At 62.0% G+C, this 20,744-nt stretch carries 18 protein-coding genes and 4 tRNA genes; 12 read left to right on the top strand and 10 right to left on the bottom strand.

Annotated features, from left to right (window positions below):
* The 9 genes from ACURWW_RS16520 to alr all read right to left on the bottom strand — a co-directional run.
* The coding region (locus ACURWW_RS16520; RefSeq protein ID WP_445618211.1) for a GTP-binding protein at nucleotides 1-134 on the bottom strand (134 nt) is incomplete at its 3' end.
* 132 nt (nucleotides 135-266) lie between these two features.
* Nucleotides 267-342: transfer RNA gene (locus ACURWW_RS16525), tRNA-Thr, on the bottom strand.
* 95 nt (nucleotides 343-437) lie between these two features.
* Nucleotides 438-511, bottom strand: a tRNA-Gly gene (locus ACURWW_RS16530).
* 133 nt (nucleotides 512-644) lie between these two features.
* Nucleotides 645-728: transfer RNA gene (locus ACURWW_RS16535), tRNA-Tyr, on the bottom strand.
* A gap of 163 nt (nucleotides 729-891) precedes the next feature.
* Nucleotides 892-967, bottom strand: a tRNA-Thr gene (locus tag ACURWW_RS16540).
* A gap of 98 nt (nucleotides 968-1,065) precedes the next feature.
* Nucleotides 1,066-1,776, bottom strand: coding sequence for an SPOR domain-containing protein (locus ACURWW_RS16545; protein WP_445618183.1), 711 nt, complete (start codon nucleotides 1,774-1,776; stop codon nucleotides 1,066-1,068).
* Between the two features lie 128 nt (nucleotides 1,777-1,904).
* A complete protein-coding gene (locus ACURWW_RS16550) occupies nucleotides 1,905-2,705 on the bottom strand; it encodes a type III pantothenate kinase (protein ID WP_445618184.1) in 801 nt (266 codons plus the stop codon).
* Nucleotides 2,665-3,642 carry a bifunctional biotin--[acetyl-CoA-carboxylase] ligase/biotin operon repressor BirA gene (gene birA / locus ACURWW_RS16555; RefSeq protein WP_445618185.1) on the bottom strand — a complete coding sequence of 326 codons (978 nt, stop codon included), beginning with the start codon at nucleotides 3,640-3,642 and terminating at the stop codon, nucleotides 2,665-2,667. Before birA ends, ACURWW_RS16550 begins: the two co-directional genes overlap by 41 nt.
* Nucleotides 3,632-4,795: an alanine racemase gene (alr, locus tag ACURWW_RS16560; protein ID WP_445618186.1), complete on the bottom strand. Its 1,164-nt coding sequence runs from the start codon at nucleotides 4,793-4,795 to the stop codon at nucleotides 3,632-3,634. Before alr ends, birA begins: the two co-directional genes overlap by 11 nt.
* Before the next feature lie 174 nt (nucleotides 4,796-4,969).
* Here alr and ACURWW_RS16565 point away from each other — a divergent pair, with 174 nt between their 5' ends.
* The 11 genes from ACURWW_RS16565 (at nucleotide 4,970) to ACURWW_RS16615 (ending at nucleotide 18,497) form a co-directional block, all read left to right on the top strand.
* Nucleotides 4,970-5,353 (top strand): hypothetical protein, encoded by a 384-nt coding sequence (locus tag ACURWW_RS16565; RefSeq protein ID WP_445618187.1) that lies wholly within the window; start codon nucleotides 4,970-4,972, stop codon nucleotides 5,351-5,353.
* 73 nt (nucleotides 5,354-5,426) lie between these two features.
* Nucleotides 5,427-8,711: a carboxyl transferase domain-containing protein gene (locus ACURWW_RS16570; protein ID WP_445618188.1), complete on the top strand. Its 3,285-nt coding sequence runs from the start codon at nucleotides 5,427-5,429 to the stop codon at nucleotides 8,709-8,711.
* A gap of 100 nt (nucleotides 8,712-8,811) precedes the next feature.
* The gene (coxB, locus tag ACURWW_RS16575; protein ID WP_445618189.1) at nucleotides 8,812-9,894 is read left to right on the top strand and encodes a cytochrome c oxidase subunit II; all 1,083 of its coding nucleotides are present in this window, start codon (nucleotides 8,812-8,814) and stop codon (nucleotides 9,892-9,894) included.
* On the top strand, nucleotides 9,891-12,410 hold the full coding sequence (gene ctaD / locus ACURWW_RS16580; RefSeq protein ID WP_445618190.1) for a cytochrome c oxidase subunit I: 2,520 nt from the start codon (nucleotides 9,891-9,893) through the stop codon (nucleotides 12,408-12,410). Before coxB ends, ctaD begins: the two co-directional genes overlap by 4 nt.
* A gap of 15 nt (nucleotides 12,411-12,425) precedes the next feature.
* Nucleotides 12,426-12,794 carry a hypothetical protein gene (locus ACURWW_RS16585; protein WP_445618191.1) on the top strand — a complete coding sequence of 123 codons (369 nt, stop codon included), beginning with the start codon at nucleotides 12,426-12,428 and terminating at the stop codon, nucleotides 12,792-12,794.
* Nucleotides 12,795-12,887: 93 nt separating this feature from the next.
* Nucleotides 12,888-13,706 carry a substrate-binding domain-containing protein gene (locus tag ACURWW_RS16590; protein WP_445618192.1) on the top strand — a complete coding sequence of 273 codons (819 nt, stop codon included), beginning with the start codon at nucleotides 12,888-12,890 and terminating at the stop codon, nucleotides 13,704-13,706.
* An 11-nt stretch (nucleotides 13,707-13,717) separates the two neighbouring features.
* Complete coding sequence (locus ACURWW_RS16595) at nucleotides 13,718-14,710, top strand: cytochrome c oxidase assembly protein (protein ID WP_445618193.1); 993 nt, start codon at nucleotides 13,718-13,720, stop codon at nucleotides 14,708-14,710.
* Nucleotides 14,707-15,687 carry a PQQ-dependent catabolism-associated beta-propeller protein gene (locus ACURWW_RS16600; RefSeq protein WP_445618194.1) on the top strand — a complete coding sequence of 327 codons (981 nt, stop codon included), beginning with the start codon at nucleotides 14,707-14,709 and terminating at the stop codon, nucleotides 15,685-15,687. The genes ACURWW_RS16595 and ACURWW_RS16600 overlap by 4 nt, the downstream gene beginning before the upstream one ends.
* Nucleotides 15,680-16,939: an ABC transporter substrate-binding protein gene (locus ACURWW_RS16605; protein WP_445618195.1), complete on the top strand. Its 1,260-nt coding sequence runs from the start codon at nucleotides 15,680-15,682 to the stop codon at nucleotides 16,937-16,939. The genes ACURWW_RS16600 and ACURWW_RS16605 overlap by 8 nt, the downstream gene beginning before the upstream one ends.
* Nucleotides 16,936-17,691 (top strand): ATP-binding cassette domain-containing protein, encoded by a 756-nt coding sequence (locus tag ACURWW_RS16610; protein ID WP_445618196.1) that lies wholly within the window; start codon nucleotides 16,936-16,938, stop codon nucleotides 17,689-17,691. The genes ACURWW_RS16605 and ACURWW_RS16610 overlap by 4 nt, the downstream gene beginning before the upstream one ends.
* Nucleotides 17,688-18,497: an ABC transporter permease gene (locus ACURWW_RS16615; protein WP_445618197.1), complete on the top strand. Its 810-nt coding sequence runs from the start codon at nucleotides 17,688-17,690 to the stop codon at nucleotides 18,495-18,497. The genes ACURWW_RS16610 and ACURWW_RS16615 overlap by 4 nt, the downstream gene beginning before the upstream one ends.
* Here ACURWW_RS16615 and ACURWW_RS16620 read toward each other — a convergent pair whose 3' ends face one another.
* Nucleotides 18,498-19,601, bottom strand: a complete 1,104-nt coding sequence (locus tag ACURWW_RS16620; protein WP_445618198.1) for a PA0069 family radical SAM protein — start codon at nucleotides 19,599-19,601, stop codon at nucleotides 18,498-18,500.
* A 198-nt stretch (nucleotides 19,602-19,799) separates the two neighbouring features.
* On the opposite strand from ACURWW_RS16620, the gene ACURWW_RS16625 reads away from it, so the two are divergent.
* Nucleotides 19,800-20,741: a dialkylrecorsinol condensing enzyme gene (locus ACURWW_RS16625; protein WP_445618199.1), complete on the top strand. Its 942-nt coding sequence runs from the start codon at nucleotides 19,800-19,802 to the stop codon at nucleotides 20,739-20,741.
* The last annotated feature ends 3 nt before the right edge of the window (nucleotides 20,742-20,744 follow it).

A 20,744-nucleotide genomic window follows, 5' to 3' on the forward strand; every position in this document is an offset into this window, starting at 1 on the left:
GCTGAACCTGTGCCCCACACTTCGTGACACACGCGGGTCAGCGCCGCGGTCAATGTGGTTTTACCGTGGTCAACGTGTCCAATGGTGCCCACATTGACGTGGGGTTTGTTACGTTCAAATTTTTCCTTCGCCATGCGGATGTCTCCTCAATTGGAACCTGGCTCGACCGAACCAAATGATATTTGCTATTTAAAAGCGCTCTAACTAAAAGTGGAAAGCTTCAGATACAACACAACCGCGAGGGGACACCCCCCGCGGCCATAAATTGGAGCTCATAACCGGATTTGAACCGGTGACCTCTTCCTTACCAAGGAAGTGCTCTACCGACTGAGCTATATGAGCTTGGCTAAAGGTGAGACATGAAGAAAATGCTTCCGATTTTCCACAACTCGCCCTGATGCAAAAACTTCGCCTGCCACTTCAGCATCAACTCAAACTGGAGCGGGCAGCGGGAATCGAACCCGCATCATCAGCTTGGAAGGCTGAGGTTCTACCATTGAACTATGCCCGCCTGCCTTGAAAATCGAAGCCGGCGAATCGACCTCTCAAAGTTCGGCTCTGCGCAGCAGACCAAACCAGCTCGCACATTCGGCCGAGCAACCTTCCGTGTACTCTTTGACCTACCGGGCACACCAGAAAGGATATGGTGCAGGGGGGTGGATTCGAACCACCGAAGCTTGCGCGTCAGATTTACAGTCTGATCCCTTTGGCCACTCGGGAACCCCTGCGAAAACAGCCGGACATTGTCCGCTTCGCACCTTATGATGTCAACCGCGCCACGCCCAAAAACCACGAGATTTCCGGTAGTTACGGCACAAAGGTGACCGTCACGCCTCAATCCGCTGAAGCGGACGCCCGCCGGGCTGCGCGCAACAGCCCAAGGGCAAAAAATGGAGCTGGTGAGAGGAGTCGAACCCCCGACCGGCTGATTACAAGTCAGCTGCTCTACCAACTGAGCTACACCAGCTCTGTGCTCTGCCTGATTCGGTCCGATCTGCGGCCCGAATCACCGCAAAAGGCGCCCAGTGCACCTTCCGCAACGGAGGGCGGATTCTAGAGAAAGTTTTACTCTGAAGCAACAGGAGGACAGAAATTTTGTCGGCGCTCCAGGCCATCCTGATCGGCCAGCAGCCGCGACCAGGTTTCGGGGTCCACCCTGCGCCCCTGGCCCGGGGCGAGGACCACCCAGGTTTCCCGGTGCGTCCGGGTGACCTCCTGCAGCTCGGCCTCGTAGCCGCGCGACCGCATGTCTTCCAATCGGTTATCGGCGAGCTTCGGCTTGCTGAACATTCCGAAGGAAATACCGTTCTCCAATTCCCCCTTGGGGATCACGTAGCTGTCAATGCCCTTGGCCTGCAGCTCGCGCAGGAGGGCGAAGGCCTGCTTGCGCGTGTCCCGGGGCGGAAGATAGACCCAGTAATTCGGCTCTCCGGGCACCTCCAGCTCGGCAACCCGGGCAGTTACGTCCAGTGCCGCAAGTCGTTCTGCCAGGTATTCAGCCTTCAGCAACTCGGAAAAAGGTCCGACCATGGTGCACAGCGCGCCGGCGCTGTCGATAGAGGTTCGCGCGGCGCTGCGACGACGCTCCTTCTCGGACATCATGTCTTGAACGGTGCCGGCACCCAGCTCGTCCAGCAACCGGATAGACGCCGCCCCTTCCACAACGGGCCGCGCCCGCGACGTGCGCGGCTCCGGCGCGGGGTTTTCCCAAAGCGTCAACTGGGCAGCCAGGGCAAGCCCGTTGATAACAATTAAGCTGGCAGCAATCCAGCGCATGGCGAACCTTCCAAGAGTGGAATTTTGCGAACTATGGCCATTCTCACGCTCGCAGCGCGACTGTAATCCCGCAACGAGTCGGCATGCATTCTACAAGCAGAACACTGGCAGCCGCCCGGAACCGTATCTCAGGGTAGGGCCAGAGGGAGGCCGTCGAGAACCAGATTAGGTCGACAGAGCACTTCTGTCGACCTATGGGGACCACTCAGGAAGGGTAGTAGCTTTTCCGCGTCGCCGCCGGTGACCACGACGAGTGGCAGTTCGCCGCGATCGCGAAGCTCCAGCACGGCCTTTTCCACCAGCCCCTGCAGCATCAGCAGGAGCCCGCGGCTGACGGCCGCATCGGTATCCGTTCCCGGCGCCAGACTCGTCGGCGCCGCGACCTCTTCCACTTTCACCGCATGAGTGCCATCAAACAAGGCAGCACGCATCAGGCCCAGACCCGGGACGATATAACCACCCAGGTGAACTCCCCCGGCCGTCACCAGGTCCGCGGTAACGGCCGTGCCACAAGACACCACGACGCAGGCGGACCGGGTCGCCTCATGGGCGGCCAGGGTCGCCAGCCAGCGGTCCACGCCCAGGCGGCTCTTGTCCTCATACCCTTGAGTGAGTCCGGCGCACCGGTCCTGAACCCGGGCCAGTTCGGGCTCGATCCGCCAGCGCTCCCGACAGGCCTGCAGGAGCCTCTCCAGGGCCTCGCCCCTGACGACCGTGGCGATTCTTATGCGCTGCAGGTCACGAGGCGGATTCGGCAATTCCTCCAGCGCGGACTGGGCATAGCCCACCGCGCCCTCCGACAGGATGCGGGCGGGAGTTCGATAGCGCCACTTCAGCCGCGTGTTGCCCATGTCGAGGTCGAGAATCACAGGATCCATCAGCACGCACTCAAGGTGTGGATGATCGGCGCAGGCTCGCTTCGCCGCCATAAATCAGCTCTTCGCCCGCAGCGGTGTTCAGGCGCAATGCGCCCGTGTCGCTGACGCCAGCCACCTGGCCCACAGTAACCGTATCTCCTGCGTGTATTTCCACCTCGCGCCCGCCGAAGCAATCCAGGGACTCCCACTCCTCGCGCAACGGGGCAAACCCTTGTTGCTGGTAATTCGCCAGCATTGGCAGCAGATGGTTGAGAAGGTCCGCCGCCAACTTGTTGCGTGAGACCCCTTTATGAATAGCATCGAGGCTTATCCAGTCCTGATCGATATCTTTCGCCTCGCTGGCCAGCATGGCTACGTTGATGCCGACTCCGACAACAACCTGGCAATGACCGGCCGCGTCACCGGTCATTTCCAGCAGAACGCCCGCCAGTTTTCGCCCCTGCCACAAAACATCGTTCGGCCACTTGAGCTGGACTCCGTCGACACCCTGGGCACCCAGGGCGCGGACGATGGCCACCCCCACGGCGAGGCTCAGCCCTTCCATTGCAGCTGCGCCCGCAGTGAACTCCCAGACGAGAGACAAGTAGATGTTGCGACCATAGGGGCTCACCCACTGCCGCCCGCGGCGCCCGCGCCCTGCGCTCTGATGCTCTGCCAGGCAGATCAGGCCGCGGGCCGAACCGGATTGGGCTCGCTGAAGGGCCCGGGTATTGGTGGAATCGACGCTGCCGCACAAGTCCAGCTCCGTCAGCAGGCGGGCCGCGCCCGGAGTCAGCTGCTCGCGGATCCGCTCAGCGTCCAGAAGCTCCAACCCTTTCTCGACCCGGTAGCCCTGCCCTTTTACGCTGTGGACCCGAATGCCCAGGTCCTCAAGTTTTTTCAGCTGCTTCCAGACCGCCGTACGGCTCACCCCCAGCGCCTGCCCCAACTCTTCGCCCGAGTGGGTTTCACCGTCGGCCAGCAGGGCCAATACCGCGTCAATGCTCATCCTGTTCCTCAATAACCAGTTCATTGTTCTGTTTTGCGCCGGTGCCGCTCGCAAGGTATTTGCGGTCGAAGCGGCGGCCGAGCCGGGTCAGCACCTCGTAGCTGATGGTATTGGCCGCGCGGGCCATCTGCTCGATGCCAAGGTTTTCGTTAAGCACTTCGATATAGGGGTCAGTGGAGTTCCATGCGGAAGCAGGCACCCCGGATACGTCGAAAACCGTGAGATCCATGGAGATGCGCCCCACCACGGGCACACGCACACCGGACACCTCCCCCTCTCCGGCTCTGGACTGGGCGATCATCAGCCCGTCCGCGTAGCCCCCCTGAACCGTGGCCAGCAAAGCGCCGGCACGCACCGGCGCAGTGGCGCCGTAACCCACTGAGCCATCTTCACCGACCCTGCGCAACTGCAGCACCGGCAGGCGCAACCGCACCACCGGGCGAAAGGGTCCGCCGTTTTCCCCGGCCGGGTTGCCGCCATACAAGGCGATCCCGGGCCGCACCTGATCGAAGTGGTAATCCGGCCCCAGCAACACCCCTGCGGAATTGGCCAGGCTGGCCTTGATCCCCGGTGCCCATTGCCGGGCCTCGACCACAACGGCCTGAAAGCGTGCGCGCTGCTGTTGGTTCAGTGGATGGAGCCGGTCTTCCGCGCAAGCCAGATGACTCATAACCATTGTGCCCCCAAGCTCTCGGGCGGAGACACTCTCGGCCACCTGCCGCCATTCATTCAACCCGAGGCCGAGGCGATTCATGCCCGTATCCACCTGCAGCGCGCAAGCATGGATGCGGCCCTCGCGACGATTGGCGCTTGCCCATGCCTGGACCTGCGGCAGCGTGGATAATACCGGGATAAATCCATGACGACGGCATTCATCCAGATCCACCCCGGCCACGCCGTGGAATATGTAGACGCGCGAGCCCTCCCTGAGCAAGGGCGCTATGGCCAACGCCTCCTCGAGGGTAGCCACGAAGAACCCGCGGCAGCCGGAGTCAGCCAGTGCACTGACGACCGGCCCACTTCCGAGCCCGTAGGCGTCCGCCTTGACCACTGCTGCACATTCACTGTGCGGGGCGTGAGCCGTGACGCTGCGCCAATTGTCGATAATAGCCTGAAGGTCGATTTGCAGTTCGTTTCTGGGGGGTCTGTTCACTGGAAGCCTACGGGGGAACGGATACATCAGACGGAAGCACCGGTAACAGGCAGCGGCGGGAGGCCGTGATCCATTTCGATTCACCGGGCGGCCATTATGCCCCAACTGCGCGGCTCCGCGACAGGCACGTCAATTGCTTGCTCTACCTCAACCGGTCCGCGAAGGAAGAGCACCATGCACTATAGCAAAGCCATGATCGAGCTCGTGTTTGAAATTCGTCGTCGTGTGAAAAGCGAGTTGAAACCCGGCATCAAGCTGGCCAACCCCGGGCTCATGGATGAGCTGGCAGAGGTCTATCACAGCAGCAAGGACACCATCCTGCGAACCCTCATCAAGGAGTTGCTCAACAGCGCCGGGGAGCATTGGCCGCAATTGCTTGCCGAGATCCCGCACAGCACGCCGCCCGATTTCCGCAGCACCACAGTGCGGGTCTACCGCGGCCAGGTTTCCCTGGAAGCCGCAGCCGGCGCCGGTACCACAGAGTCCACGCCCGCGTCTGATAACGCGGCAAATGCCGACAAGCCGGTCCGCTACTACCGTGGAGTGCCAATCCCCTGACCCATCCTTGACAGTCCGCGGCTCGGTGCCGCTTAATCCTCCGGCATCCAATCAGGCCGCCCCGGGGGACGCTATGAGTTTCAAGCAACTACTGATCGCCAATCGCGGAGAAATCGCCATTCGCATTGCGGAAGCCGCCGCGGACCTTGGCATCCCCTCTCTGGCAATCTATTCCGAAGACGACGCCAACTCCCGCCACCGCTTCGCCGCCGACAATGCCGTGCCGTTGCAGGGTAATGGAGCGGCGGCCTATCTGGACCAGGACCAGGTCATTGCTCTCGCCCGCGAGCACGGATGCGATGCAATCCATCCAGGCTACGGATTCCTGAGCGAGAACGCGGACTTCGCAGCCCGTTGCAACTCCGCCGACATTCGCTTTGTGGGTCCGGGGGAGGAGGCGTTGCGCCTGTTCGGCCATAAACTGTCCGCGCGTGAGCTGGCGGAACGGGTTGGAGTGCCCGTCGCCGCGGCCACCCGGCACGCCGCCAGCGTGGAGGAGATTCGCCGGTTCTACCAACAGTTGCCCCAGGCGGCCATGGTAATCAAGGCAGTTGCCGGCGGCGGTGGCCGGGGCATGCGTATCGTGACTGATGCCACAGAGATCGATTCCGCCTTCGCACGTTGCCAGTCGGAGGCCCGCCAGGCCTTCGGCAACGGCGATGTGTATGCTGAAGCGCTGATCCGCAACGCCCGGCACGTGGAGGTGCAGATCATTGCCGATAACCAGGGCCATGCGATACACCTGGGCGAGCGGGATTGCACCCTGCAACGCAGACACCAAAAGCTGATTGAGATTGCTCCCGCACCCAAGCTGCCCGGCGAGCTGCGCGAGCAGCTTTACGAGGCGGCGCTCAGCATGGCGCGGGCGGCGAACTACAACAGCCTCGGAACCTTCGAGTTTCTGGTGGACGCGGAGAAGAGGTGCTTTTACTTCATCGAAGCCAACCCCCGCCTGCAGGTTGAGCACACGGTGAGCGAAGCCATCAGCGGTGTCGACCTGGTACAGACCCAGCTTCAGCTCGCCGCCGGCGAATCCCTCGCCACTCTGGGGCTTTCTGACACGCCCATTCTGCGCGGCTACGCCGTCCAGCTGCGCATCAACATGGAAAGCATCGACAGCGAGGGCAATATCAAGCCCAGTGGCGGCGTGATCGAACGCTTCGAAGCGCCCGCCGGCGCCGGGATTCGCGTGGACAGTTTCGGCTACGGCGGATATGCCACAACCCCGAACTTCGATTCCCTGTTGGCGAAACTGATCTGCTTCAGTCGCACCCCGCAGCTTGACCGAACGCTTAGCAAGGCCACCCGTGCCCTAAGGGATTTTCGCGTACTCGGTATTCGCACCAACATCGGTCTACTGAAAAGCATTCTGCAACTTCCCGAGTTGCAGAATTGGACTGTCACGACGGACCTCCTGGACGCTCGCCTGCCGGAACTGGCCCGCGCCGCATCGATGTCCGAGGACCCGGGCCCGCTTCCCGCCTCCGAGGTTGCCGCAACCGCAACGCAGATCACCGTCCCGACCCTGGACGATTCCCTGACCGCAATCGAATCCCCCTTGCAGGGTACGCTGGTCAGCATCGCGGTGGATGAGGGCCAGGAAGTGCATGCGGGCCAGGAAGTGGCGATTGTGGAATCCATGAAAATGGAGCACGTGATCACAGCGCCACACGCCGGGCGTGTGCGCAAGGTGCTTGCGAAGCCCGGCGAGACGGTCCGCGAGAATAGCATTCTGATGGGCATCGAACCCGGAGAAGCCGACGAGTCCGCAGCCACGGTCATGGAAACACTGGACCCCCATCGCGTTCGCCCCGATTTGCAGGAAACACAGGACCTGCACGCCTTGGGCCTCGACTCATCGCGCCCTGAAGCTGTTGCCCGGCGCCGCAAAACCGGTCAGCGGACCGCGCGCGAAAATATTGCCGACCTTTGCGATGCGAACAGCTTCATGGAATACGGGCCCCTGGTGATCGCCGCCCAGCGCGCCCGCCGCTCACTGCAGGAGTTGCGGGAAAAAAGCCCCGGCGACGGCCTGATCGGCGGGCTTGCCACCGTGAACGCAGATCTGTTCGGCAAGGACCGCACCCAGTGTGTTGCCATGACCTATGACTACACCGTGTTTGCCGGAACCCAGGGGCAGAAAAATCACCGCAAGAAGGACCGGCTGTTCGAGCTCGCGGAAAAGTGGCGCCTGCCGGTGGTGGTCTTCGCCGAAGGCGGGGGCGGCCGACCGGGCGAAACCGAACGCAACAGCGCCAGCGGCCTGAACTGCCTCGCCTTCTGGTACTACGCCAGGCTGAAGGGACGCTGCCCGCTGGTAAGCATCGTGTCCGGCCGCTGTTTCGCCGGCAACGCGGTGCTGGCGGGCTGTTCTGACGTGATCATCGCAACGGAAAATTCCAACCTGGGCATGGGCGGCCCCGCCATGATCGAGGGCGGCGGTCTCGGTCAGTTCAAACCCGAGGACGTGGGTCCTCTGGAACACCATCGCGCCAACGGCGTGGTCGACATTGCCGTGAAGGACGAAGCCCAGGCGGTTGCGGCCGCAAAAAAATACCTGGGCTACTTTCAGGGTCCGACCGCCGATTGGGAGTGCGCGGATCAGCATGTGTTGCGCACGGTGGTGCCTGAAAACCGTCTGCGCGTCTATGATATTCGCAAGGTCATCAATCTGCTCGCCGACAAGGATTCGGTGCTTGAGCTGCGCCGGGACTTTGCCGCCGGCATGATCACTGCCTTCGCTCGCATCGAGGGCCGCCCTGTCGGAATAGTCGCCAACAACCCCGCGCACCTGGGGGGCGCAATCGACAGTGAAGGCGCGGACAAGGCCGCCCGCTTCCTGCAACTGTGCAACGCTTTCGATATCCCCGTGGTATTTCTCTGTGACACTCCGGGCATCATGGTGGGACCGGAAGCGGAGAAAACGGCCCTGGTGCGCCATGCGGCGCGGCTGTTCATTGCCGGTGCCAGAATGAGTGCGCCCTTCTTCACGGTGGTGTTGCGCAAAGCTTATGGGCTTGGCGCTCAGACCATGGCCGGCGGCAGTTTCGCCGCCCCGGTTTTCACTGTGTCCTGGCCCAGCGGAGAATTCGGGGGCATGGGCCTGGAGGGCGCCGTCAAACTCGGCTACCGCAATGAGATTGCCGCCATTGAAGACCCGCAGGAACGGGAGGCTTATTTCCAGAAGTTGGTGGCGCAAATGTATGAATTGGGAAAGGCCACCACGGTCGCTTCCTACTTCGACCTGGACGAGGTGATCGATCCGAAGGATACCCGCCAGTGGATCGTTCGCGGGCTCGAGGCGACAATGCTGCGTGATGACAGCTCCGAGGGTGATCCTTACCTGGACACCTGGTAGGCGCATCGGGCGGTCTGAGGGATCTCTCAACGTGCGCTGCGGTCACAAAGATCTCTGAACCATCCGCTCGGGAGAGTCTCACCTGGCCAGGAGGCGATCAATGCCATGGAACGGCAATGCTCACCGCTTGTCAGCGCGCGGTCTGCACCGGAGCAGCGCGCTCGGGCCCGGCGTGCTGCGTCGGGTTGTACCTGCCATTACTGTCACGTATCCCGCGCGACTGATCGTGCCTGCTTTGTCGATCAGCCTGTCCGCGTGCAGCGGCCATCAGTCGGCCCTTGATCCCTACGGCCCCGTCGCGCAACGCATCGCGGATCTCAGCTGGGCGCTGTTCGCCGGTGGCGCCGCCATTTTTCTCCTCGTTCTGGGGATTCTGCTCTACGCCCTGCTCCGGCGTCGCACCGACCGACACCCCAATCACAACGCCTTCATATTTGTCGGCGGGGTGGCTTTCCCGGTGGTGACACTCTCGGTGCTGCTGGTTTTTGTCATGCGCATCGGCGCTGCTGTGACCGCCGAGGAAGAAAATGCTCTGCGTATCGAAGTCATGGCCCATCAATGGTGGTGGGAATTCCGCTATCAGGAGCCCGATGGTGAGCCGCGGGCGATCACCGCCAACGAGTTGCATATTCCCACCGGACGGCAGGTGGTTGTGGCTCTTGAATCTGCCGACGTGATCCACACCTTCTGGGTGCCCAATCTGGCGGGAAAACTGGATGTTATACCGGGCATGACCAACGAGCTGCGCTTTACAGCGGACCGCGAAGGTCGGTTTCGCGGCGTATGCAACGAGTTCTGCGGCGCCCAGCATACTCTGATGAACTTCTCCGTGGTCAGCCGGAATCCCGACGATTTCGATCGCTGGCTGGAAGGACAAAGGCAGCCGGCGCGCCCACCCGTGAACGACTGGTTACAGCAGGGGCAGGATGTTTTTCTCAGCTCCGGCTGCCCCCTCTGCCACACGGTACGGGGCACACCCGCGCGTGGTTCCACCGCGCCGGACCTGACTCATTTTGGCAGCCGGCTCACAATCGGCGCCGGGACGCTGGAAAACACCGTGGGTAATCGCCAGGCGTGGATCGCCAGCTCGCAACATCTCAAACCGGAAAACAAGATGCCGGAGTTTCGCATGGACAGCGAAAGCCTGCGCGCCCTCGCGGATTATCTGGGGAGTCTGGAATGACCTGGGTGAACACGGACGCGGCCCATGGACCCAGAGCATCCGCCACCGAAGAGGAAGACGCCCTTGATCGCACCTGGCGCACCCCGCGGGGCTTTGCCGCCATCAGTGCGGTCAACCAGACGCCTCTGGGCAAACGTTATCTGGTCACGGGGTTTTGCTTCTTCCTGATCGGCGGTTTGATGGCTGTGCTGATGCGCACCCAGCTCGCGGTACCGGAAAACGATCTGATCGATTACTCCCTCTACAACCAGCTTTTTACGATGCATGGCACCACCATGCTCTTCCTGTTCGCGGTGCCGATCCTGGAAGGCGCCGCCATTTATCTGATACCGCCCATGATCGGCGCACGGGACCTGGCCTTCCCGCGCCTGGGCGCCTTTGGCTACTGGTGCTACCTGCTGGGGGGCCTGCTCCTTTATTCCAGTTTACTGCTGGACATGATGCCGGACACCGGCTGGACCGTGTATACACCATTAAGCAGCTCCGAGTTCTCGCCGGAAAGCCGGGTGGACTTCTGGCTGACGGGCATCACCCTGGTGGAAATTGGCAGCGTTGTGGCGGCCGCGGAGATTGCTGTATCCATTCTCAAAACCCGCGCCCCGGGCATGTCCCTGAACCGCATGCCGCTGTTCGCCTGGTACATGCTGGTGGTCAGCTTCATGATCCTGTTCGGCTTCCCGCCCCTGATCATGGGCGACCTGTTGCTGGAGATTCAGCGCAGTCTGGACTGGCCCTTCTTTGACGTGGCGCGCGGTGGTCACGACTTACTGTGGCAACACCTGTTCTGGATTTTCGGCCACCCCGAGGTATACATCATCTTTTTGCCCGCCGCGGGCCTCGTGTCCACGATCATCGCCACCTTCATGCAGCGCCCCACGGTGGGCTATACCTGGTTGGTGGTGGCCGCGGTGGGCACCGGTTTCATGAGCTTCGGACTCTGGGTGCACCACATGTTCGCGACGGGGATTCCACTCATCTCCCTCGGCTGGTTCTCCGCCGCCAGTATGACCGTGGCGATATTCAGCGGCATTCAGATCTTTGCATGGCTGGCCACCCTGCTGTCCGGCAAACCCCGTCTTACCACCCCCATGCTGTTTGTGATTGGGTTTCTGGTGCTGTTCGTTGCGGGGGGACTGAGCGGGGTCATGCACGCGGTGATTCCGTTCGATTGGCAGACCCATTCCAGTTACTTCCTCATTGCGCACTTTCACTACGTTTTGTTCGGAGGCATGGTCTTCCCCTTGTTTGCCGCCTTCTACTACTGGTTCCCCATGGTCACCGGTCGAATGATGTCCGAGAAACTGGGCCGCTGGAATTTCTGGACCATGTTCATCGGTTTCAATATCACGTTCTTCCCCATGCACATTTCCGGGCTCATGGGCATGCCGCGGCGCGTGTATACCTATCCCCAGGGCATGTGGGAATGGGAAAACCTGCTGTCGACGATTGGCGCCTACCTGTTGGTGGTTTCCGTCCTGCTGTTCATGTGGAACTTCTATCGCAGCAAACGCCGGGGAGAAAAATGCGGCATCAATCCCTGGCAGGCGGGCACTCTGGAATGGGCCATGCCCAACCCAATGCCGTCTTACAACTTCCGCAGCATTCCCCGCGTGTCGAGTCGCTACCCGCTTTGGGATCAAAAAGAACTGCCCGATGCAGTCGAGCGCGATGACGGTTACCTGCCCTACCCGGTCGGCGATTTCCGTCTGGCGGTGACCAGCGACACCGTTAGCGGAGAGCTCGAAAGCGTGGTGGTGATGCCCAAGCCCGACTATGCCCCGCTGCTGGCCGCGCTTGGCCTGCTGCTGTCCATGGTGGGCGTGTTGATCAAAAGTCCCTGGGCCGCCGCGGGGGGGCTGGTGGCGTTTGTGGCGAGCTTGTTGTACTGGCTGTGGCGGCAACCCAACGCGGATGAAATGACACGTGATTGGGTTTCCCGGGAACTGGGGGTTCCGGTGGGCTCACAGGTGCCTCGCAATTTTGGCTGGTGGGGGCTGGTCATCGGAATCCTCGGGGATGCGGTCCTTTACGTCTCGCTGGTGTTTGCCTACTTCTACTTGTGGACCTTCGCTGACCGGTGGCCGCCGGAAAGTTTGGGTCAATTCAGCCTGGCGTGGCCCCTGCTCGGCGCGGTGGTCCTGGTGGCAGGCTGCTTTGTATTTCATTTCACAACCCGGGATCTGCGCCACAAGAATATCCTGGCCCTGGCGGCCTTGCTCGCCGCGCTGAGCGGAATCATTTATGCAGTGCTGCAACTCTTGCCGCTGCTCGACAAGGGGCGTTCGCCCACGGAGCATGCCTACAACGCGCTGATCTACACCTTGCTCGGCTTCAGTTTTCTGCACCTGGCCATCGGCGTGCTGATGCTGGGGTTCAGCGCGGTCTGGGCCTTGGCGGGCACGCCGGGGCTGTTGCGTGCGCAGGTGGAGCGCAATACTGCTCTGTTCTGGTATTACGCGGTGGCCATGAACCTGGTCACCACCGCGTTGATTTATCTGTGGCCTCTGGCGACCTGACGGGATGAAACTCCGATGCTGACACTGGTTCCCCGCGACAGATTGATTGGCGTTGTAGTCGGGCCGGTTTTGTGGTCGCTGCAATTTGTAATCAGTTATCTGGTCACCGGCGTCGCCTGCACTCTGAACCTAGGTCGGGCTTCGGTGGGCGGGCTGAGCATAGCCCAGTGGCTGCTGGTTTTGCTTGGCATCCTGTTTGGCGGAGCCATTGTCGCCGCCGCCTTCCAGGCCCAGAGCGGTCGCCGTGACGCCAGATCGCGGACCGCGACCGATGCGGCGGTGCGTGAGGAGTTTCTCTACAGCGCTGCTCTGGGACTGTGTGGGCTGTCCCTGGTGGGGAGCGCGTGGCTGGTGGTTGCCGCCGTGATTACCCCGCTTTGTTGAACTCAAGAAAGCTGGATTTGAGAATCGTTGAATTTGAGAATGGATTGAACCGGTAAATGATTGAACCAGTGTTTGGACGATTGTGAGGAAGGGATGAGACTCACCGCAAGACCGTGGACGCGTCTGATCGGCCCCCTCGCCGCGCTGCTGGCGTGTTGCACCATTGCCATCGCCCAGGAGGAGAAGCCGGTACTGCGGGTCTGTGCGGACCCGAACAACATGCCCTTCAGCAATCGCCAGGGGGAAGGGTTCGAAAACAAACTGGTGGAGCTGGTGGCCGACAAACTGGAGGCGAACCTGCACTATACCTGGCAGCCGCAGAGACGCGGCTTTCTTCGGACCACCCTTTACGCCGGCGAGTGCGACCTGGTGGCGGGCGTGCCCAGCAGTCTGGAGCTGATTCTCGCCACCCGCCCCTACTACCGCTCAACCTATGTGTTTGTGCAGCGCGCGGACCACAGGCCGCGCATCGAGTCCTTCGACGATCCAGCCCTGCGCTCCATGCGGGTCGGCGTCCACCTGATCGGTGATGACGGGAACAACAGTCCTCCCGCTCACGCGCTGACCCGGCGTGGGCTGACCAGCAACCTGAAGGGCTACATGATCACCGGCGATTACCGGCAAGACAGCCCACCGGCCCGCCTGGTGGAAGCGGTCGCCCAGGGTGACGTCGATGTGGCGGCAGTGTGGGGCCCTTTGGCCGGTTACTTTGCAAGCCGGCAAGAACGCAAACTGGTAATGACCCCGGTTTCACCCAGTATCGATATTCCCGCTCTGCCTTTCATCTACAGTATCTCCATGGGGGTGCGGCTGGATGATCGCGAGCTGAAAGCCCAGGTCGATCAGGTGCTTCACCAGCATCGGGCCGAGGTGCAACGAATCCTCGATGACTTCGGTGTTCCGCGTCGCTAGGCGGAGGCGGGATGGCGCAAAGTAGCAGCGGTCCACAAAGGGTTCGCGCCGAGGCTAGCTGGCATTCGGTCGCAGCGGGGCCCAGCCCGCGCCTGGCCTTTGCGATCACGCTGCTCCTGCCGGACGTTGCCGAGGGTCATGCGGATCAGCCTCCAGCGCCCCACGACCTTTGGTCCGCATGGAATATTCAGATCTGGCTGCTGGTCGCGCTCGGCGCGTCCCTGCTGCTCTTCTCGGTCGGACGGCGCCGACTCCAGGCCCGAAGTCGGCACGGGGCCTCCTGGCGCTTGCGCCAAACCTGCCACGGCCTCGCCCTGGTCTTTCTCTTTGTGGCCTTGATTTCGCCCCTGGATGCGCTGGGCGAAGCCCTGAGTTCCGCTCACATGGCCCAGCACATGCTGCTCTTTTTCGCGGCTCCCTTGCTGGTGCTGGCCCGCCCGGTTCCCGTATATCTGTGGGCGCTGCCCGTGCGCTGGCGTCGATTCCTCGTCCGCCCCTTCCTGAGTCCGGGGCTCGGGGGCCTGTGGGCCGGCCTCAGCTCGCCGCTCACGGTGTGGGCCCTGTACGCGCTGGTCCTATGGGGCTGGCATGCGCCGATGTTTTACCAGGCCGCGCTGGCGATCCCCTGGGTCCACGACCTGGAGCATTTCAGCTTCCTGTTTTCCGGGCTGCTGCTCTGGTGGGCCGTGTTTCGTCCCGGAACGAGGGCCCGGGGCATGCTGATTCTTTTCGGCACCATGTTGCACAGCGGGCTGCTGGCGGCGCTGATGAGCTTCTCCACGCGCCCCTGGTATCCAGCCTATGTGGACAGCACCATTCAGTGGGGACTCACTCCCTTGCAGGACCAGCAGTTGGCCGGGGCCTTGATGTGGGTGCTCGGCGGACTGGGCTATCTGTTCGCCGGCCTTGCGTTTCTCATCCTCTGGCTCGGCAACTTGAACACCCGCTTTCTGGACGGGTCGACACTCTCAGAACTTCGGACCGAAGGAGGCAAGCAAGAATGAATTCTTCATTGGCCGTCGGCGGCCTGCTTCCAGTGCTCCTGCTCCTTGCCTTATCCGCTGCTGGCGAGCCAAGCGGATTGATCTTTGTGAGCAACGAGAAGAGCCATGAGATTTCCGTTCTCGACCCGGACAGTTTCGAAGTAGTCAAATCCATCCCCACCTCGCGCCGCCCCCGGGACATGAAATTCGACCCGGACCAGAGCCGCATCTATGTGGCCTGCGGTGATGACGACGTGATCGACGTAGTGGATCTCACCAGCCTGGAGGTGGTGGATCGCATCCCCACCGGCAGAAGCCCCGAGGCCTTTGCGCTGAGTGCCGATGGCCAGCAGCTCTGGGTGTCCAACGAAAGTAATGCCACCGTGGGCTTCATCGATGTGGCCAGCAAGGCCATGGTGTTCGAATTGCCGACCGGGCCGGAACCGGAGGGCGTCACCCTGGGGCCGGACGGCAAGATGCTCTACGTAACCTCGGAGATTGCCGACATGGTCCACGTGGTGGACATCGCGGAGCGCCGGATCGTAAACAGCATCCTCATCGGTACTCGTCCCCGGCGCACAGTGATTTCCCCCGACGGCGCGGAAGTGTGGGCCAGCGCCGAATTGTCCGGTGACGTTTACGTGCTGGACCGGAACACTCACGAGGTCCTGGACGTAATCAGCTTTCTGCCGCCGGGGATGCGGGTCGCCGACGTGATGCCGGTGGGCATGGCACTGGCGCCGGATGGGGAAACACTGGTGGTCACCCTGGGCAACGCCAACCACATAGCCTTCGTCCACATGAAAAGCCGGGAGGTGGAAGACTACCTGCTGGTGGGCAGTCGCCCCTGGGAGGCGACCTTCAGCCGGGACGGGCGTCGGCTCTACGTGGCCAACGGCTTGTCCGACGATTTGAGCATCGTGGACCCGCGGAAGCGTCGGGTCATCAAATCTGTTCCAGTGGGGCAGGTTCCTTACGGAATCCTCATTGATGAGTAGCAGAGTCATGCCAGTGACACGGCGCAGCCACCGAAAAGTCAGCAAGCATTTACATCTTTTCTGGTCCGTGCTGTTCCTCGGGAGCCTGCTCTTCGGGAGTGAAGCGGGTAGTGCCGCCGAGAAAGCGAGGCAAGCACTCACCATCGGCTACCTGGAGCTCGCCGACGACCCGCGCTACGAAGAACGCAGCGCCTACGCCCGTATTCAACTGCGCTCCCGGCTGCGCCCCCTAGCCGGTGCCCGAGTGGCCCTGGATGAAGCAAAAACTACCGGTCAAATCATCGGGGTGGACTTCGCTCTCAAACATTTCCGGGGTGAGAGCCTGGCCGCGCTGGTAGATAGAGTGGAACGATGGCAGCAGCAGGGAATCGGCTTTGTGCTGCTGGACCTGCCCGCCGAAGTCACCGCACGCCTGGCTGCCGCCACCCGCGATCGCTCCCTGCTGTTATTCAACGTCAGCGCCCCGGAGGACATTCTGCGCGATGGCCATTGCGAAGCGCACCTGATGCACACCCTTCCGAGCCGGGCCATGACGGCGGATGCCCTGGTGCAGTATCTGGTGTCGAAGAACTGGCGCCGCCTCCTGGTGCTGCAAGGGCCTCTGCCCGCAGATGGGGAACTGGCGGACGCCCTGCAGCGGTCCGCCCGCCGCTTCGGCGCCAAGGTGGTGACGACCCGCGCCTTCGAGCCGGGCAACGACCCGCGCCGGCGCGAGGCCAACAACATCCCCCTTCTGACTGCCGGAGAGAACTACGACGTATTGGTCGTGCTGGACAGCGAAGGGGAGTTCGGCCGCTACGTTCCCTATCAGAGCAAAATACCGCGGCCGGTGGTGGGAACCACAGGGCTTACGGCGCGGGCGTGGACCTGGGTCTGGGAGCGCCACGGTGCGCCCCAGGTCAACGAGCGCTTTCAGGATCGCGCCGACCGCCGGATGGGCGACGCGGACTGGGCGGCCTGGGCGGCTGTAAAAGCCATTGTCCAGAGCGCGATCCGCAGCCGCTCCACCGACTTCCCACCCGTCAGTGCCTATCTGAAAGGGGAGAAACTGCGGCTGGATGGAGCCAAGGGGCCGGCGCTCAGCTTTCGCAGCTGGAACAACCAGCTCCGGCAGCCGGTGTTGCTGACGACCCACAACGCAGTCATTGCCCGGGCTCCGCTGGATGGCTTTCTTCACCCCGAGGACGAACTGGACACCCTCGGCAGCGACGAGGGTGAAAGCCGCTGCGAGTTCGCGGAAGGCGAGGCATGATGGAGGCCGTGCTCGAAACCCGCTCCGTCAGCAAAAGCTTCGGTTCGCGACAGGCGGTGGAGCAGTTGAGCATGAAGGTGCAGTCCGGCGAATTTGTTGCTCTGCTCGGGCCCAACGGAGCGGGCAAGACCACGCTTTTCCAGATAATCAGCGGGCTGTACGCACCCGACTCGGGGGAGATAGTGATCGCTGGCCATCCAGTGGACCGAGCGCCCACCAGGGCCCTGGCCGCCATGGGGCTGGTGTTTCAGCAACCCACCGTGGATCTGGACCGCAGCATCGCGGCCAACCTGCACTTTCATGCCCGCCTCCACGGCCTCCCCCGTCCCCTGCGTGACCAGCGCATCCGCGATCAGCTCAGCGCTCTGGACCTGGAGGACCGGGCGCGCGACCGAATGAGCACTCTCAGTGGGGGCAATCGGCGCCGGGTGGAAGTGGCGCGGGCACTGCTTCACCGGCCACAACTTCTACTCATGGACGAAGCCTCCGTCGGCCTCGATCCTCGCGCCCGGCATGCGTTTCTGGAAAGCATTCGCACATTATGTCGCCAGGGGAAACTGGCCGTTCTCTGGGCGACACATCTCGTGGACGAAGCCGAGGCTGCGGACCGGGTCCTGGTCATGGATCATGGACACCTGATTGCAGCGGACACACCGGCCCGGTTGCTGGCGGCTCAAGGCACCACCTCCCTGGCGGAGGCCTTCCTGCAACTCACCGCGCCGGGGCCGCTCCCAACCGGGGAGGTCGCATGAGAGCGGGCCATGCACTTGGCGCATTCGCGGCTATTGCCGCCCGGGAGTTTGAGCGCTTTGTTCGCCAACGGGGTCGGCTGCTGTCGTCGCTGGTGCGCCCACTCTTGTGGCTGGGAGTTTTTGCGGCGGGTTTTCAGAATGTATTCGGAGTGTCGATCATTCCGCCCTACGACAGCTACGTGACCTACCAGGAATATGTACTGCCGGGTCTGCTGGGCATGATCCTGCTGTTCCAGGGGATGCAGTCTTCTCTGTCCATGGTGTACGACCGGGAGATGGGCATGATGCGGCTCCTGCTCACGGCGCCCCTGCCTCGCGGCTACCTGCTGTTCAGCAAACTGGCCGCCGGCACCTTGCTGTCAGTGGCCCAGGCTTATGCCTTTCTGGCTGTGGCGTGGACCCTGGATGTTTCCCTCCCACCGCTCGCCTGGTTGACCCTGCTGCCGGCTCTTGCTCTCGCCGGACTGATGCTCGGGGCCCTGGGTCTGATGCTCTCCGTTTACATCCGCCAGATGGAAAATTTTGCCGGGGCCATGAACTTCGTAATCTTTCCCATGTTCTTCATCTCGCCCGCCCTCTACCCGTTATGGCGACTCGAAGAAGCCGCGGCAGAGTGGATCTACCAGGTCGCGCGCTTCAATCCCTTCAGCCACGGAGTGGACCTGATCCGGTTTGCGGCCTATGGCCAGCTGCACGGAACGGCGCTGGCCATCGTCTGCGGCTGGCTGGCCGCGTTCATGTTGGTGGCGATCCGGGGCTACGATCCCCAGCGGGGATTACTGCGGCGAGTCCAGCGACCGGCGTGATCAGAACAAACTCAATTGCGCTTCGGACTCGCGCGGCCCTTTGTTCGGCGGCACCGCAAAAAGATCACAGTTCAGCTCGACGGACTCGCGCCGGTTGAGTTGCAGCCGCGCACAGGCTTTGCGAAAACGCTGACTGATCAGTTCCGCAAAAACGCCGGTCCCCCGCATGCGCTGGCCAAACTGATTCTGGTAGTCACCACCGGCCCGACTCTGGCGAATCAGGCTGATCACATGCTCCGCCCGCTGGGGGTAATGTTCATGCAACCATTCATAAAAAAGATCACGGACTTCCCGCGGCAAGCGCAGAAAAACATAACCCGCCGTCTGCGCACCGGCTTTTGCGGAGGCCTCCAGAATCGCCTCCATCTCCTGATCGTTAATCATGGGAATGACCGGCGCCACCAGTACCCCGACCGGTACCCCGGCAGCACTCAATTGCGCCACCGTATCGAGCCGCGATCGAGGCGAAGCCGTGCGCGGCTCTAGGGTACGTTTAAGACCATTGTCAAGAGTTGTCATACTGACCGTCACCGAACACAGCGAATCCTCTGCCATTGCTTCCAGAATGTCCCGGTCGCGCAAGACATGACTGCCTTTGGTGATGATCGACACTGGATGGCGATACCTCTGCAGAACAAGGAGTAACTCACGGGTGAGACTGAGGCGCTGGTCCACGGGTTGGTACGGGTCGGTATTCGTACCCAGCACAATGGGTGCGCAGCGGTAGTTTCTTTTCTCCAGCGCCGCCTCCAGCAACTGGGGGCCATCCGGTTTGTAGAAGATCCGGGTTTCGAAGTCGAGACCGGGGGAGAGGTCCAGATAGGCGTGGCTCGGCCGCGCGAAACAGTAAATGCAGCCGTGCTCGCAGCCACGATACGGATTGATGGAGCGGTCGAAGGGTACATCCGGCGACTCGTTTCGAGTGATGATACTCCTGGCGCGATCCACATGAAGCTCGGTGGCGGGAATCCGGCCGCGGTGCTCCTCCGCCTCAGCCGGTTGTTCCGGCTCCCAGTGCGAGTGGTGCTGCAGGAAGCGGCTGCTTCTATTGCTGATCGCACCACGGCCCCTGATAGGCCGGTTCGAATCAGGTGGCGTTCTCATACTCCGTCTCCCGAGCCGGTCGCTGTCATGCATTTGCCCGATACTGTATATCAATACAGTAACCTGCTGGCTCCCGCCTGTAAAGAGAAATACGGCACGCAGGTCGTCCAACTGGCGCCTTTTACAGGCGCTGTGGCATAATCGGCGGCTGGCATTTGGCGGGTTCCCGCCGCTGTGTCGCAGGATAATAAGGCGCGTATGAAGAAGCGGATTTTGGTATTGGGGTACTCACAGTCCGGGCAGCTCAACAGGCTGCTGGATTCCATTCTGGCACCTCTTGCAGGTGCGGAAGAGATTGAAGTTCATCGACGGAATCTTGAGCCCGTGGAGCCGTTCCCGTTCCCGTGGCCCTTCCTCCAGTTCTTCAACACCTTCCCGGAATGCGTATACGAAACCCCGGTGCCCCTGGAACCGCTGAGCGTACCCACATCCGAACGGTATGATTTGATTATCCTGGCCTACCAGGTCTGGTTTCTTTCTCCGTCCCTCCCGGTCACCAGCTTTCTGCAAACTGAAGCGGCGGCGCATCTGTTTCGGGACACTCCCGTGATTACGGTAATTGGCTGCCGCAACATGTGGCTGATGGCCCAGGAGAAAGTCAAAGCACGACTGAAACAACTCGGAGCCCGGCTGATCGACAATATTGTTCTGACCGATTACGCCCACAGTGCGATGACTTTTGTCGCCACGCCCATCTGGGTACTGACCGGCAACAAGGGGCCGTTTCTGGGCGGTCTGATACCGAGGGCGGGCATTTCGGAAGAGGATATCGCTGCAGCATCCCGCTTCGGTCAGGCCATCGCGGCACAACTCCCCCACCAGAGCGGTGAACCCCGCCCCATGCTCGCAGGGCTCGGCGCCGTCTCGGTCAACGAGCGCCTGATCGCTTCCGAACAGATTGCCCATCGCAGCTTCAGAATCTGGGGGCGCCTGCTGCGCGCAATTGGCCCCCAGCAATCCGTGTTGCGAAAGTGCGTGCTTGTGCTTTATGTACTATTTTTGGTGATGATGATTCTCACTGTGGTGCCGCTGTCGGCGCTGCTGAAGCGGCTGTTCGCCCCACTCCTCAGCCGACGCACGGCGGCACAGAAACTGTATTTCGCCGCCCCCTCGGGCGAGGCCACCGACCGATTGAATTAGGGC

It is taken from the genome of Gilvimarinus sp. F26214L (assembly GCF_054401055.1).